Annotated in this window: 16 protein-coding genes; 5 read left to right on the top strand and 11 right to left on the bottom strand. The window is 41.0% G+C overall.

The annotated features are described in order from the left end of the window. Positions 1-382 precede the first annotated feature (382 nt). A complete protein-coding gene (locus tag V7K46_RS17310; protein ID WP_335115184.1) occupies positions 383-508 on the top strand; it encodes a hypothetical protein in 126 nt (41 codons plus the stop codon). Here the strand turns inward: V7K46_RS17310 and V7K46_RS17305 are convergent. The 5 genes from V7K46_RS17305 to V7K46_RS17285 all read right to left on the bottom strand — a co-directional run bounded on the left by V7K46_RS17305 (position 494) and on the right by V7K46_RS17285 (position 3,509). Then, complete coding sequence (locus V7K46_RS17305; protein WP_335115182.1) at positions 494-679, bottom strand: hypothetical protein; 186 nt, start codon at positions 677-679, stop codon at positions 494-496. The two genes, V7K46_RS17310 and V7K46_RS17305, sit on opposite strands and share 15 nt — an antisense overlap. Positions 680-900: 221 nt before the next feature. Then, entirely contained in the window at positions 901-1,539 is a 639-nt protein-coding gene (locus V7K46_RS17300) for a histidine phosphatase family protein (RefSeq protein WP_335115180.1), read from the bottom strand. 235 nt (positions 1,540-1,774) lie between these two features. Next, entirely contained in the window at positions 1,775-2,152 is a 378-nt protein-coding gene (locus tag V7K46_RS17295) for a hypothetical protein (protein ID WP_335115178.1), read from the bottom strand. A 379-nt stretch (positions 2,153-2,531) separates the two neighbouring features. Further along, complete coding sequence (locus V7K46_RS17290; RefSeq protein ID WP_335115176.1) at positions 2,532-2,714, bottom strand: CsbD family protein; 183 nt, start codon at positions 2,712-2,714, stop codon at positions 2,532-2,534. Positions 2,715-3,044: 330 nt separating this feature from the next. Then, positions 3,045-3,509: a hypothetical protein gene (locus V7K46_RS17285; RefSeq protein ID WP_335115174.1), complete on the bottom strand. Its 465-nt coding sequence runs from the start codon at positions 3,507-3,509 to the stop codon at positions 3,045-3,047. Positions 3,510-3,762: 253 nt separating this feature from the next. Here V7K46_RS17285 and uvrB point away from each other — a divergent pair, with 253 nt between their 5' ends. Then, positions 3,763-5,760, top strand: coding sequence for an excinuclease ABC subunit UvrB (gene uvrB / locus V7K46_RS17280; RefSeq protein ID WP_335115172.1), 1,998 nt, complete (start codon positions 3,763-3,765; stop codon positions 5,758-5,760). A 77-nt stretch (positions 5,761-5,837) separates the two neighbouring features. After that, positions 5,838-6,440 (top strand): Uma2 family endonuclease, encoded by a 603-nt coding sequence (locus V7K46_RS17275; protein WP_335115170.1) that lies wholly within the window; start codon positions 5,838-5,840, stop codon positions 6,438-6,440. Positions 6,441-6,574: 134 nt separating this feature from the next. Here the strand turns inward: V7K46_RS17275 and V7K46_RS17270 are convergent, their stop codons facing one another. From V7K46_RS17270 to V7K46_RS17255, 4 genes are all read right to left on the bottom strand, one after another. Beyond that, positions 6,575-7,195, bottom strand: coding sequence for a hypothetical protein (locus tag V7K46_RS17270; RefSeq protein ID WP_335115168.1), 621 nt, complete (start codon positions 7,193-7,195; stop codon positions 6,575-6,577). A 3-nt stretch (positions 7,196-7,198) separates the two neighbouring features. Then, positions 7,199-7,546 carry an STAS-like domain-containing protein gene (locus V7K46_RS17265; RefSeq protein ID WP_335115166.1) on the bottom strand — a complete coding sequence of 116 codons (348 nt, stop codon included), beginning with the start codon at positions 7,544-7,546 and terminating at the stop codon, positions 7,199-7,201. Between the two features lie 18 nt (positions 7,547-7,564). Further along, positions 7,565-8,479 carry a hypothetical protein gene (locus V7K46_RS17260; RefSeq protein ID WP_335115164.1) on the bottom strand — a complete coding sequence of 305 codons (915 nt, stop codon included), beginning with the start codon at positions 8,477-8,479 and terminating at the stop codon, positions 7,565-7,567. Positions 8,480-8,570: 91 nt separating this feature from the next. After that, positions 8,571-9,191 carry a tetratricopeptide repeat protein gene (locus tag V7K46_RS17255; RefSeq protein WP_335115162.1) on the bottom strand — a complete coding sequence of 207 codons (621 nt, stop codon included), beginning with the start codon at positions 9,189-9,191 and terminating at the stop codon, positions 8,571-8,573. Between the two features lie 374 nt (positions 9,192-9,565). On the opposite strand from V7K46_RS17255, the gene V7K46_RS17250 reads away from it, so the two are divergent. After that, entirely contained in the window at positions 9,566-10,285 is a 720-nt protein-coding gene (locus tag V7K46_RS17250) for a rhomboid family intramembrane serine protease (protein WP_335115160.1), read from the top strand. A 126-nt stretch (positions 10,286-10,411) separates the two neighbouring features. Then, the gene (locus V7K46_RS17245; RefSeq protein ID WP_335115230.1) at positions 10,412-11,083 is read left to right on the top strand and encodes a rhomboid family intramembrane serine protease; all 672 of its coding nucleotides are present in this window, start codon (positions 10,412-10,414) and stop codon (positions 11,081-11,083) included. A gap of 86 nt (positions 11,084-11,169) precedes the next feature. Here the strand turns inward: V7K46_RS17245 and V7K46_RS17240 are convergent, their stop codons facing one another. Further along, positions 11,170-13,341 (bottom strand): GumC family protein, encoded by a 2,172-nt coding sequence (locus V7K46_RS17240; RefSeq protein ID WP_335115159.1) that lies wholly within the window; start codon positions 13,339-13,341, stop codon positions 11,170-11,172. A 302-nt stretch (positions 13,342-13,643) separates the two neighbouring features. Continuing rightward, on the bottom strand, positions 13,644-14,999 hold the full coding sequence (locus V7K46_RS17235; RefSeq protein WP_335115158.1) for a polysaccharide biosynthesis/export family protein: 1,356 nt from the start codon (positions 14,997-14,999) through the stop codon (positions 13,644-13,646). Between the last annotated feature and the right edge of the window lie 139 nt (positions 15,000-15,138).

Genomic DNA, 15,138 nt, shown 5'->3' with positions numbered 1-15,138 from the left:
CCCTTCAAATAAGTTTTGTTTAAGCATTGGTAGTGATCGCACCGAGCGCAGTACCCTAAAGAGCGATCGCATAAGCTTTTGTCAAAAAGTTGTAATGTTAAGGCTTAATGTCGTAACGTTAAGCCTTAATTTTATGATCCTGGTGATTAATCTCGTAACCTTAAGGCTTAATGTCGTAACGTTAAGCCTTAATCTCGTAACCTTAAGGCTTAATCTTGTAATGTTGGTGACGACAAGACATTCACTTATAACTGCGATCGTTGATTCAAAGGTAATTTTTTAGGAGATATCGATTCTGGTAAATAGCATGAATCCCCAATTAACCTCTGTCGAAATTCAATAAATTCAGCAACTTCTTCAAGGCGATACTGCAACGCAACCAGTGCTGACTACTCTGCAACAATACAACGGTGATTTGGAAGCGAGTTTTGATGCACTTTGGCAAGAGAAGTTCGGCAAAACAGATTATGGCAAGAGTAAATCGCTATTACAGCTAACTTATCGATGAAATCCGCACTGAAATTTGCGGTGATGATGGTTGAAAGGGCAAAATCACGGAATATACCAAAAACCCTGGTAGTGCTTCTTTGTTTAATAGTGTTATTGGTTCACTGGTGATTGTTGCTGCTGCACATGGAATACCGATTGATGGTGCGTAGGCGTAGCCCGTCGTAGACATCGCCACAATTGTCATATTATATATTTTAAAAATTAGGATAAATGTTCTTTGCAAATATACTGAGCCAGATAGCGAGAAAGAGCAACGTAAAAATAATAATTCCTAACTCCTGTACAGACGCGATTAATCGCGTCTCTCCTAACCTCCTGTACAGACGCGATTAATCGCATCTTTCCTAACTCCTGTACAGACACGATTAATCGCGTCTCTCCCAACTCCCCTCATGTCCCCGGTAAATTTCGCAACCGCTTATCCAAATGAGTCCGGTCTGCCAAAGCCTTCAATAGCGGCCCATGTGAAGTAAATTCTACAATACTGACCGAGGCAACAGGGCATCCCAAACGAAAGCGGAAGCGTCCGACATTAATCCCCAATAAACTACACAGAATAATTCTGATAGTTGCCTTGTGGGAAACCACTAACACATTCCCACTGCTGTAAAGACTCTTGATTTCTTCAATTACCTGTATGGCGCGAGAAGCAATTGTAACTGCCATTTCTCCACCATTTGGCGCATACCAAGCTGGATCGGCTGACCAGCGAATATAATCATCGTGATATTCACGGCTAATTACTTCTGGCGTTTTTCCTTCCCACAAGCCATAATTAATTTCCTTCAAACCATCTCTAAGTTGTGGTTCCATCCCTATTGCTTCAGATAAGGGTTTTGCTGTCAATACAGTTCGCTGCATTGGACTACAAAATATTGCTGTCCAATCCATAGAACTATATGCCTCTGCAAAAGCCTTTGCCATCTCCAAGCCTTCTGGAGTAAGTTGTGAGTCTATGGAACCGCAAAAGGAATTATTGCGACTGCATTCTGTCTGTCCATGACGGAGGAAATAAATAGTTAGGCTCACGGTATATTCTCATGGATTGTGAATTTAAGAGCGCTAACAATCAGATGTAGCTGAAGATAGTTAATGCCTGTGGTATATTACTACATTTTTTTGAGATTTGGAGTGATTTTGAGATTGAGCAAAGTTGCCGCAGCTACGTTTGTTTTGTTTCCTTTTCGCCCTGGACGTTTTCTAACCATAATTTCAAATCCCGATTCATCAAGCTCTCATCAAGTTTTCATTGCAAATACAGCAATTAGCTATATTTAACTTGATTAGTCTGAGTGTAATATTCAGTAGTCAAAATCAATTTCTTATCAGACGCATAAATCAAAACCTTTAAGTCCTGATTGGGGAAGTTCTCATGAAAACCTTGAGCTAGCGATTTTGCTAATGGTCGCACTTCGTTAGGACGAACTTTAGGGGAAACAACACCTAGTTTATTGTTATCACGAACATAAGCGTCCTGAACTAATCCTTGAGATGTTTGCACAACCCAGTTACCAAAGGTTTGTCCTCCTGGGGTATTGCCTCGCTCTAACTCTGCATAAGTTACATCTCGGCCAATTGCTGAGGGGGTAGTTAGGCAGTCAATTTGTGACACCGTACCACCACCATAGGCGGTAGTTATCATCAATACTCCAATTAAGACGAAAGTCGCCAATATTTGGCGACTTTACTGAAGAAGAATCATTTTTTTACCTTATTAAAAAAACTTTAAACAATAGATAGAATAAGTTGTATATTTAAACTAATTGCTTGCTCTTATTATCTAGTTAGAATTTATAGAGGTTATTCCCCTATATTGATAAATTCATTTTTTAATGTAGAGACGTAATAAATTACGTCTCTACAAAAGTTATACCAATCAAGCGAACCCTTTATCTTTCAACGCTTGCTAAAAGTAGAAGAAAGATGTATGGCATTGAATTTTGAAAACTCCATCCTCTTTTGCAAAAAGGGAATCCATCCCATTGATATCCCTAGAGTTTCTGCAAAAAGATTCTGAATTATTAGTCAATATTTTTCTTGACGCCATCTTTTACGTCTTCAATCCCGTGACGGACTTCGCTTTCAGCTTGTTTTGCTTTACCTTTTGCTTGATCTTCTGGATCTCCAGTGACATTTCCTAATGCTTCTTGGGCTTTACCTTCAACATTTTTAGCAGCTGCTTTTGCGCGATCTTCGATGCTCATTTTTTACTCCTGATTTAATTAAAAAATTATTTCAAAGCTATAAACTGACTTTGAAATCTTTTTGTTATTACTTTTACATTATAGATTAAATTTTTTGCTAAAGCCTTCCACCTCAAGGTATATTTGAGAAATCATAATTCAGAAAGTTAGTTGTAGTAAGCGTTATGGCTGTTTATTGAATACAAAATAAAGCAATAACAGTTTAGTTACCTATGCTAAAAGACATAGAGAAAGTGCAAATATTGTCATCTCTGCTTTTGACTGTTTAACTAAAAAAACCCAGTTCAGTACAGAAGCTGGGTTAATAAAGTTATGGAGATATTTTTTTGTCTAATCTAGAAAACCCATCAGGCTTTCAGGATTGTCAATCTCATTTGATGCTATCGGACGGTTCCCGAATGTTGAATAGCTTTCATCAATTACCAATAAACTTGAGCCAATTGGACGAATCCCAGAGAGATTAATACTTTCAACCACTTGGAGTGTATTAGCACCAATTGGACGAATACCCATTGCATTATAGGTTTCAACGACTTCCAAGTGACTGGTGCTAACAGGACGTACCCCAGCAATTGAGAGGTGTTCAGCAACCTCTAAGTCGCTAGCGCCTATGGGACGAATTCCAGAAATGGCGAGTGTTCCAGAAGCTCCTGCCGGCAGTTCATTGACTTCCTCGACTTTATCTGCATTCAAGCTCTTGTCTTGTTGATTTTCAATTTCCTCTATAATTTCCTCTGGAGACTTGGCAGACTTTTGCCGAGAACTGGTTGCTTTGCCAGTGTTGCTAATAGCCATAAACGAACACCTCTAGTTTGTTAATTGAATTTTACAATAATTAAGGAAAGATGAAATTTTTTCCCATATACCTTAGAGTTTAACCTTAAAAAACCTCATATAAATATAAGTTTTTTTCAAACTGATACATAAGTAAATTTAAAGTATTAATTTTTGTAAAATAATATTACTATTTATTTGGTTTAATAAGCCAGCTACAATGGATACAGGGCGAAATCCTCACCATCAGATCGGGTATTTTCAGCAAAACTGTATGACAGAATTTTGTCTTCAAGCTCCCTTTAGTCCCACAGGCGATCAACCACAAGCGATCGCCCAACTGACCGCTAGTATCCAATCTGGTAATCATTACCAAACTTTACTAGGAGCCACTGGAACTGGCAAGACATTTTCGGTAGCAGCAGTGATTGAGAAAATTGGCAAGCCTACCTTAGTTCTGGCGCATAATAAAACTCTTGCTGCACAACTTTGTAACGAGTTGCGAGATTTCTTTCCCAACAATGCAGTCGAGTATTTCGTCAGCTACTACGATTACTATCAGCCAGAAGCGTATATTCCTGTTACCGATACTTATATTGAAAAAACAGCGGCGATTAATGATGAAATTGATATGTTACGGCATTCAGCGACGCGATCGCTTTTTGAACGTCGTGATGTCATCGTCGTTGCTTCCATCAGTTGCATCTATGGTTTGGGAATGCCAGCAGAATATCTGAAAGCTGCCATCCCCCTTCAGATAGGTATGGAAGTCAATCAACGCCAAATTTTACGGGATTTGGCAAATGTTCAATATAGCCGCAACGACATAGAAATGGGGCGAGGAAAATTTCGCGTCCGAGGTGATGTCTTAGAAATTGGCCCAGCATACGAAGACCGAATTATTCGTGTCGAATTTTTTGGTGATGAAATTGACGCGATTCGCTATATTGATCCGGTAACAGGTGAAATTATCAAGAGTTTAGAAGCGGTGAATGTCTACCCCGCACGTCACTTTGTCACCCCAGAAGAACGGTTAGAAGTAGCTTGTAATGACATCGCAGCCGAGTTAAAACAACAAAAATTAGACTTAGAACAAGCTGGGAAATTATTAGAAGCGCAACGCATAGATCAACGTACACGCTATGACCTAGAAATGCTGCGTGAAGTAGGTTACTGCAACGGCGTCGAAAACTATTCCCGTCACTTAGCAGGAAGACAAGCTGGAGAAGCACCAGAATGTTTAATTGATTATTTTCCCAAAGATTGGCTACTAGTTATCGATGAATCTCACGTTACTGTGCCACAAATTCGCGGCATGTATAACGGTGACCAAGCTAGAAAAAAAGTTTTAATTGAACATGGATTTCGTCTTCCTAGTGCTGCTGATAACCGTCCTTTAAAAGCCGAAGAATTTTGGCAAAAGGTGAATCAGTGTATTTTTGTTTCAGCAACTCCCGGAAATTGGGAATTAGAAGTTTCTGAAGATCATGTAGTTGAGCAAGTAATTCGACCAACTGGGGTAGTTGATCCAGAAATTTCTGTGCGTCCCACAGAAGGACAAATTGATGATTTGTTGGGAGAAATTAAAGATAGAGCCGATCGCCATGAACGAGTGTTAATTACCACATTAACCAAACGGATGGCGGAAGATTTAACCGAGTATTTGCAAGACCACAGTATTCGGGTACGGTATTTACATTCTGAGATTACTTCTATTGAGCGCATTGAAATTTTGCAGAACTTGCGCGAGGGGAAATTTGATGTATTAGTTGGCGTAAACTTGCTGCGGGAAGGCTTGGATTTACCCGAAGTTTCCTTAGTAGCAATTATGGATGCAGATAAAGAAGGTTTTTTACGAACCGAGCGTTCCTTAATTCAAACTATTGGTAGAGCCGCGCGTCACGTCCAGGGACAAGCGATTTTATATGCCGATAACCTGACAGGTAGCATGATTAAAGCTATTGATGAAACAGACAGGCGGCGTGGTATTCAAACAGCACATAATCGACTGCATGGGATTACACCACAACCAATTGTGAAAAAATCAAGTAATGCGATTTTGGCTTTTTTAGATGTATCTCGGCGGTTAAATGCAACTGACTTGAAAGTTGTAGATGAACATATAGATGAACTGCCATTAGAACAGATTCCAGGGTTGATTACTCTGTTAGAAACACAGATGAAAGAAGCGGCGAAAAAACTGGAATTTGAAGAAGCGGCAAAATTGCGCGATCGCATTAAACACCTGCGGGATAAAATGCTGGGACGTTAGTGCTAAGTTAGGATAGCAATAAAGAGAATGCCTTTTTTCGCTATCCTAGAAAAGTTAATCATTAAGAGATCGCGCCAATGGTTGCTTTACCCACTCACATTTTGATGAGTGCAGAGGAATATCTGGTTTGGGAACCCACGCAAGAGGAACGCTACGAGTATTGGGATGGCGAAGTTGTGGCGATGAGCGGTGGTAAACGCAACCATAATCGGGTTTCTCTTAATTTCTCGAAGCTCTTAGATGATGCCCTAGCCGATCGCACCTGTGAAGTATACATTGTAGATGTGAAGGTGCAGGTTGAACCAGGGCAAAAGTATTTTTATCCAGATGTGGTGGTGACTTGCGACGAGCGAGATATCGATCCACAATTGGTACAATTTCCCTGTTTAATTATCGAAGTGCTATCACCTTCAACCGAAGCAGCCGATAGGGGGAAAAAGTTTGCCAAATATCGCCAATCTCCAACCTTGCAAGAATATGTCTTAGTACAATTAGCTCAACCCGGTGTGGAAGTGTTTCGGCGCAACGAACAGGGAAAATGGGTACTGTCTGAGTATAATTCGGGCGAGATATTGCGACTAGAATCGGTGAATGTGGAAATAGCGATGTCTACGACGGGCTACGCCTACGCTGATTTGTACAGACAAGTGCAGTTTGAAACCGAAGCCACGGAAAATTGAATAGATGAACGATGAGGATGCGTAGACTCGCAGCGGCTTGTCGTTAGCGATCACCCACTCATGATAGATAGTCAATACCAGTCAGCGATCGCATTCAGCATTTGCGGGATAAAATTCTGGGACGCTAAACCTAATTAGCGCACTACTAACTTATTTTGTGAAGCAGCTTCTTGAATGACATAGTTGTTGCTTGTAAAGACCTGAATACCGGGAACAACACTATAATCAATGTCATCTGTGATAATTTTAATTTGTCCTGCTCCTGCTCTACTAATCGCTTCTAGGAGCAGTAGGTCATAGCCATCAACAGCTTGAGTTTTGAATCGGTTGATGGCTGCATCAGTTGTTGCATCATCTACTGTTAGATCAATAGGAATAGCGATCGCCTTAACCCGACGCCAAGTGAACTGAACTTCAGCAACAATATTTGCCCGTTCTCTTGGGCAATTATGCCGATATTCTTTGATTGGTAGCCAGTTATAAGATTGGATATAAATCTCATATTCGGTTTTCTCAATGATATGAGCAAGCTCTGCTAAAGTAAGCCCAGAGTAGGTTAGAGTAGCTCCGTTTGAAAGTGCTTGGTTAAGATAGTTGGGATAATTGTTGAGTTGGTAAGATTTAGCGCTAAACCCAGCATTTACATAAGCGTACCAAAACCAGACGTTTGTATCTACGAAGAAAATATCACCTTGTTGTGAAGTATCAGTTCTGATGTTGATGACATCAGCTTGGATGTTGAGGTTAATCGCCATACCTCAAGGAGTTACAGCTATATTTGTGATCACTGTATCCACAGCAGTACGATATTTTTCATCAGAGTAATATCGTTTGGCATTAGCCATTACATGTTCTAGAACATCATACCCATCAGCGTTGAGAGAAGTGAATTCAACTAGTTGGTTCAGTTTGTCTGCTGGAATGTCCTTCAACAATTGACCAAAGGCGAAATTCACGAATGGAGACGCAAAAACTTTCACGCGTGTAAAATCCAACTCTACAGATTCGCCAGCTAGCAAAAGTGGATGAATCTGGTCATATAGTTTCTGTCCGCCATCAGCAGTGATGGCGTATTCTCCAACAATATCGTAAATTTTGTATACCATTTCTCCATCTCCCGCTCTCTAGAATATTTGCTTCCTGAGTTGAGGAACTTCAGAAGCTAGACAGTAGTAGGACTCATCACATCGAAAGGCAATATTAACTAGCGTCCCCGAAAAACTAGTACATTTGTTTTCATATATAATTTCATTATCCCCTATAGTGACGTACCCGTCATTACTGAAAATCATCAAATTTCCATGATTTTTTTTGACAAATTCTTGTAGTAAATGTAAACCTTCACCCTGTCGAACACCATTCTGCTTTGTGCTATTTCCCGGCTGGAATGCCCACTCTAGAGCCTCAGTAGCAGTCATGGCTGAGTTTTCAGGTAAAGTGCGAACTCTATTAGGGATACCAATACCAAAGTCAATAACCGTTAACTGGAGAGTACCTGCTTCGGGATAGTTTTGACCGCAGCTAAACACGCCTATAGCAGACTGGCTATGCTCAAAGGCATTAAGATAGATTTCTACAACTTTTCCTGTAATTGCTTCCTGTAATCCAGGACTGATATTGACCCAACCTTTGCCTAGCCACTTGTATCGCAGGTAGTCAGCTATAGCTATAGGGTCATGCTGGCGATCGCTCCTAAAGGGGATAGAGTTACCATCCCAAGGTTCCCAATTATAGCCAAAATCGCATAAAAAACCACTCTGAGCCAAGTTAGTACGAATTTTTTTATCGGTAAGTGTATTCCAGTCGAAAGTCACATCACCACCATGAGCTTCAAGCAGGCGAACCATTCCCCCTAGAAACGCAACACCGATGTGTCCCAGAAATTTGCAATAGTTAAAATTAACTGTAACTTTTAAGTCGTCTTTAAAAAGTTGCGTAATGTCATACCAGTCTCTAAAAAGTCTATCAACATAACGAGGATGGTCGTAGATTGTGCGTACATATAGAATTGGGGGCTGAGTTTTAGCAAGTAACAGCAAGGCAACTCCAAATGCTTTCTATAATTGTGAGTAATTTGTATCAATAATACCCTCAATTCAAAAAGGCATCCTCTAGGACATTAATACTCAACTATATCCAGCTTCGCAATTTTTTGTGTACCTGCGCCAGGTTCCACATATAGTCATCAATTTTGTAATTATCAGCAGCTTTAACTATATATTCCTGAGCTAAATCAAGATTATTTTGAGCTTCATAATATAATCCCAAGTAAAGATGACTGTAAAAATTTCCCTTTATCCCTTTTAACTGACCAATAGTTAAAACATCATCTGGTGTACAATCTCCCGCATACAAATCATATACCCGTTGCATAACACGTCGAGGGTCATTTTTTACAGTTAGTAAAGAATTACGTGCTTCTTCAACACCTAACGAACGAGCTATGCAGAGATATCGCCATACTGTTTCTTCTACATCTTGAGCATTCACTATCAAATCTATTTCAAATTGTTGAGCGCCCTCAGCAAATCTTTCTGCATAATAGTACGATAATCCACGTTGCCAGAGGTAAGGTTTAACACGGGCATCCAATTGCTCTGCCATGTCAAAATCTTGAATAGATTCATCAATTTTGGCAAGCTGAAAGTTAACCATGCCTCGGCGAATGTAAGCATTATGATTTTTCGGCTGATTGTGGATGGTTTCGTTCCAGCGCTGGAGTTGATTTTCCAGAGAATTTGAGAAAAACATGAGTTGCCAAACCTATATGGAAGATTAACTAGCATATTTTCAGCTTTCAGGAGAGTACGTCAATCCCTTTTTCAATCTTCCAAATATTAGGTGTTGCTGATTTTCGGAAGCGTTAACTTTAAAAAACTGTTTCATGTCATACGCTTTCTTCTCTACGGGGAAATTTATTACATGACTACTGCTTCACAGATTTTCTGGATCAATTCCGCTAGCTTGCAATTTTGCCAACAAATCTTGATAGCGCTGTCATTATTGTTCTAACTCAAGAAGTGCAGTTTCCTTTGTGAAAGTGAGATCCATCCATGAGGTAGAAGAAACTACTTACAGAATTCAGTATTGTAGAGTTTGTGTCTTAAAATCAGGAAAAAACGCCCGTGGTTCCAATCAGAGATAATAATCCCACAAAAATCACACCTTATGTAACTTATGGACTGATTGCTGCCAATGTCCTCGCTTTTCTCTATGAAGCAAATCTTCCCCCGCAAGCATTAAATGGGTTTTTACACCTTGCGGCTGTAGTTCCACGAGAACTCAGTTTAAGCTTTGCTGGTACTTCTCTACATCAACCAGTGCCAGAGTGGGCAACTTTGATTACCTCACAATTTTTGCACGGTGGTTTCTTGCACTTAGGTGGCAATATGCTGTTTCTCTGGATTTTTGGGAATAATGTTGAAGATAAGTTAGGTCATGCCAAATATTTGCTGTTTTATTTATCTTGCGGTGTTTTGGCATCCTTAACCCAGTGGTTCTTCGCTCAAGATTCTAGCATTCCTTCTTTGGGTGCTAGTGGTGCGATCGCAGGCATTCTGGGAGCGTACATTCTCCGCTTTCCCAACGCCGAAGTTCTCGGCATAGTGCCTTTAGGGTTTTTCTTCCCAACTTTCCGTGTCCCGGCATATTTCTTTTTAGGATTCTGGTTTCTCGAACAAGCCTTCTATGGATTTGCTAGCCTCGAAACACCTACCAACATCGGTATGGAAAGCGGCGGTATTGCCTACTGGGCCCATGCAGGCGGGTTTATCTTTGGGGCAATTCTCGGCCCACTCTTGGGTTTATTTAACGATAAATCCCAGGAAGAATCTTGGTATAACTAATTATTCATAGTATCGTAGTAACCCTCAATTATCCTGATTGATTTAGTAGGTGAAATTGCTTAACCTTCGCAACTGCTAGCCTTACAAGCTATATTGCAGTTAGTTAATGATTTAGGAAAAACACCTGTGTTTCCCCTCTACGACGAAAATCCGACGCGAATCACCCCGTATTTCACCTACGGGTTAATTGGCATGAATATTTTAGTTTTTATTCACGAGGCGAGCCTATCACATGCACAATTGAATCAGTTTTTAAGTCAGTATGCAGTAATACCTCAAGAGTTAACCACCAATTTGAATGGAGAGTGGATAACGTTATTTACGTCGCAATTCTTACATGGCGGTTGGTGGCACTTGATCTCTAATATGTTGTTTCTCTGGATTTTTGGTAACAATATTGAAGATCGATTAGGTCATGCCAAATATCTGATTTTTTATTTGGCATGTGGTGCTTTAGCTGCCTTGTGCCAATGGTTCATTGGCATAAATTCTGAGATTCCTTCCTTGGGGGCAAGTGGTGCAATTTCTGGGGTTTTGGGTGCGTACATTATCCGCTTCCCCCAGGCTAAAGTCATGACCTTAATATTTTTGGGGATTTTCATCACCACAATCAGAGTTCCAGCAATAGTAATAATTGGACTGTTTATTGTCCAAAATGTGATATCCGGTCTTGCTACCCTGCAAACAGCCGCTAACATGACTGTGCAAACTGGTGGAGTTGCCTACTGGGCCCACATTGGTGGTTTTGTTTTTGGGATAATTCTTGCTCCTTTATTTGGGTTGTTTAGGCGCGACTAAGCAATTCAAAATTAAAATTTTCACTGTGCAACGCCGGAAAAACAATTACCAATTCGCCATCTACCTTTGCAATATTTGGGAAATTATTAGTTTTTCCTAGCACCCGCTGAAACTTCTTCTGATTCTTGTACCTCAGATGCAAATCTTGATGATTGTACGACTTCAGGTACAGAAACGATGATATCAGCACCATTGATAATTGCTCCCAATAACCCCAGTTCCGATTCAACCAATTGATCAATAGCTTCACCTAGCATGTTCTCTTGTGTATAGTGTGGTCGCGCCACAAGTACAATACCATCGCTGTAAGGTTGAATTAACAAAGGGTCATTGGATATGCTGAGAGAACTTGTATCTAAAATAACTAAGTCAAAGCGTTCGCGGACATCTTCCATCAGCCGCCGCATTTCGCTGGATTCAAGAATAGCAGCGGATTGCCGCACAGGGCCAGGGCTGGGAAGAATGTATAAATTTTGAACATCAGGAACTAAACGAATACATTCACTTAAGTTAGCGTAATAACGCAGGGGTTCAATACTAGCGTCGGGGTCAGGAATTACTTTTAGGGATGTACAACGGGAAGGCGATCGCAAATCTGTTTCGATAATCAAGGTTCTTTTGCCAGCACGGGCAGAAGCGATACCCAAGTTATAAGCACTTGCCGTTTTACCCTCTAGGCTACTGGTGCTAGTAATCAACACCACCTTTAAGGCTTTACCACCAATCCGGCGCAGATTACTGCGGAATTTCTCATAAAATTCTAAATAAGGAGAATCCGCAGAAAGTAATACAGGCACTGCTTCTTTTTCCAAATCATCAACTGGCATTAAAGGCAATTCTCCCAACAGTGCCACTTCCCGTTGCTTGAGGCTCTGGCGGATATCCTCCCTGGTTTTGAAAGTTCCTTCCAGCGCTCCCAGTAAAAATATTACCCCGCCACCAACCAACACACCTAAGAAACCACCCACAGCAAGGGTAATAGGTACACTCTTGGGTGGTTTGACATCGACAACGACTGTGGGGCGTCTGGCAATGCTAAGGCTGCTGGTAGTTTCTGCTTCTGCGGTTTTAGCATCAGTTAGCTTCGCCTGCATTTGGTCATAGATGGCTTTTTTGAGTCCAACCTCTTGTTCTAAACGCGATCGCTCTAATTGCTTATTGGGTATGAGAGAATACTCTCGCCGTAGTAGTGCTTCTTGTTGAATTTCTTGGGCTAGTTGTTGTTGAAGCGTCTCCCCCTGCGTTTGCAACGCCACCATCTGGTTTGCCAATTGCTGCCGGGCTGGATCTAAGCTACTTTGGGTGCGAATACCTGCAACGCTACCCTGAAGTGGAGCCGCCGTACCATCACCACCTAACACCTCAGCGGCACGTTGTTGCAGCAATTCCTCAGCAGCTTGTTTCTGACGCTGCAATTGAATCATCGTTGGGTGTTCCGGTCGCAAATCTTTTCTGAGTAGAGCGATTTGCGATTCACTTTGATAAATTTGCGATCGTAAATTACCAATAATTGGATCGGCACTCAAAGCAGAAGAAATATAAGCTTGTCCAACTGTTAAGCCTAACTTATTTTGTATACTGCGAACTTGACCATCTACCCCAGAAATAGTTAATTGAATTTGCCGTTGGAGATTTTGGCTAGCAGTAATGGCGCTTAACAAGCTGCCATTCTCTGCTGCCAATATTGCCGTTCGCTCTATGCGATCATACTGTTCCAACTTCTTTTCTGCAATTTGCAATTCCCGTTTAGTTTGTGGTGTGCGATCGTTAATCTTTTGAATAATTGCTTGTAATCGCCCAGTATTGATATCACTGCTCAACTTGATCATTGCTTGCATCAATTCCGCCAAGACTTGTATAGCTCGTTTGGCGTCAGTATCTACATATTTCAATTGCAAGATACTAGATTCCAATTCTCCAGTCTTGGGGTTTTTTTTAGGTATAGAAAGAACGACACTAGTACCGAGCTTATTCGGTTTGACATCGACTTTCTCTGCCACTGCTGCAATTATCTGGTTTGATAGTAAAACTTCCTCATTTAGTTCTTTTCCTTGCTGTTGGATTTGAGTACCAGTTGCCGAGAAAGAAACTGGTGGACCACTATAGGTAAGTGCAGCAGATGCTATGTAACTAGTAGGTGGCTCTGGCTGCATAGCCACCACAGTTGACCCTGCTACAATTAGAGCAAAACTAGCTAGTCCAATCCACTTGTACTTATCAAAAGCAATAAGATAGCGCTTAACAATTGGTGGGGTCATGGTCGCTTCGCTCCAATTTAAAATTCAAAATGACGTTCGCAGACTCGCTCTAAGCGTTGGCGCAGCCTCTTCTTCGAGTTGCCATGCCGCAGGCTTTACGCTGCGTTAACAAAATTCAAAATTAGGAAGCACCAAACTAAAGATAGTAGCTTTGATATAAAAACGCTATCAACTTCCTACTGTGTATATCGGTTGATATCTTTAATATTTTTCCATTAAGGAATTTAAAGAGAAGTTGGAGATATGGCTTCCTCCACTCCCAACTATTTATAGATTGTATCCTTCTTTTAGAGTCACTAATTTTATCGATTGCCACCGAAGTCGTCAAAAAACCGGAGAAAGGATTGAACATTGAAGAAAGGTTGGGTAATGGTAGTCAGGAAATTAGTAATTTTACCGATGAGGTTCCGACCAACAACAATAACATCATTATCTTGAAGCGCCACATTTTGAGACGCATCACCTCCTAGAGCTTTTTTAGCATCAAGTTTCTGGGTAACAGCTTTACCTCGTTCCGGATCAAAGCGAACCAGAGCGATATTTCGGAGGTTAGCAGTGTCGAGATTTACTCCTCCCAAAGCATCTACAAATGTACTGCCGTTAGGCAGTGCTTGAATAGAAAGACCTCCTGCTGCGTAGTTTAAAACCCGGACTTTAATCTGTGGTGTGGCCAAGGATGAACGTGCTACCAAATTGCGGTCATAACCGTCATCATTACCAACTTCACGACGGGGGATAAGTATCGCATCTCCGTCTTGTAAGCGTAAATCAGGAATTGAACCACCATTTTGCAGTGCTGCATATAAGTCAATAGTTTGTGAAATCACAGAACCATCGATTAACTTGCGGCGGACTTGTATTTGTCGCAGGTCTGCATTTAACGTTGAACCACCAGATATTAACAAGGCATCAGCAACGCGGGGTGTTGATGAATTAATCGGATAAATTCCTGGTCGAAATATTTCCCCGCTAATGGTAACTTGAACTGGTCGCGTTCCTGCCAAGGATACAACTACGATTGGATCTGGTACAATGCGACTTAAACCTAAGCGAATTTTTTCTTGAGCTTCTTCCAAGGTTAAACCTTGTAATGATACCGTTCCCACTTGCGGCACTACGATGTTACCTTCTGGACTAATTACAGCTTGAAAACTTAAGTCTTGACGCTGCGTTGCTAAGGCTAAAACTATTACTGGATCAACCACATAACGATTTAAACCCAAGCGAATTTTTTCTTGAGCTTCTTCCAAAGTTAAACCTTGTAAGGAAACTTTTCCCAGTAGCGGCACCACAATGTTACCTTCTGGATTAATTAAAGCTTGAAAGCTCAAATCTGGAAAGCGCTGAACCGAAACGCTAATTCCATCTCCTATTCCTAAGCGATATGGACCAGGAGGACGCTGAAGCACAACACTAATTGTATCTCCTGGTCCCAAGAGGTAGCGGCTGAGTTGGGGCGAAATTTCGTCATTTGCACCTGGAGGTACAACCTCAGTACCCGGCACAGGCGGGGGGGGTTGTCCTGGTGATTGTCCTTGAGATGGAAAAGGCTGGGCAATAACAAGTTGGATAGGTGTTGTTAAAAAAACTCCTACTTGAAGACTGACAAAACACAGGGCGCTGAATGCACGCATATAAGAACTAGGATCTATGAACATTAGTGCAGGAAATACTGAATATAGGAATTAGTCGCGCCGAGTGGTTATTTTACTCTATTAATGTTCTAAATGTCTTTCGTGTCTGCAAGAATTTACCAATCAATAAGAGGAAAATTTTGCATATTTTAATTTTTACTTC

The organism is Nostoc sp. (assembly GCF_036917395.1).
Lineage (GTDB): Bacteria > Cyanobacteriota > Cyanobacteriia > Cyanobacteriales > Nostocaceae > Nostoc.
The sequence above is the reverse complement of the archived record's forward strand: the minus strand, read 5'-3'. Positions and strand labels throughout refer to the sequence as shown.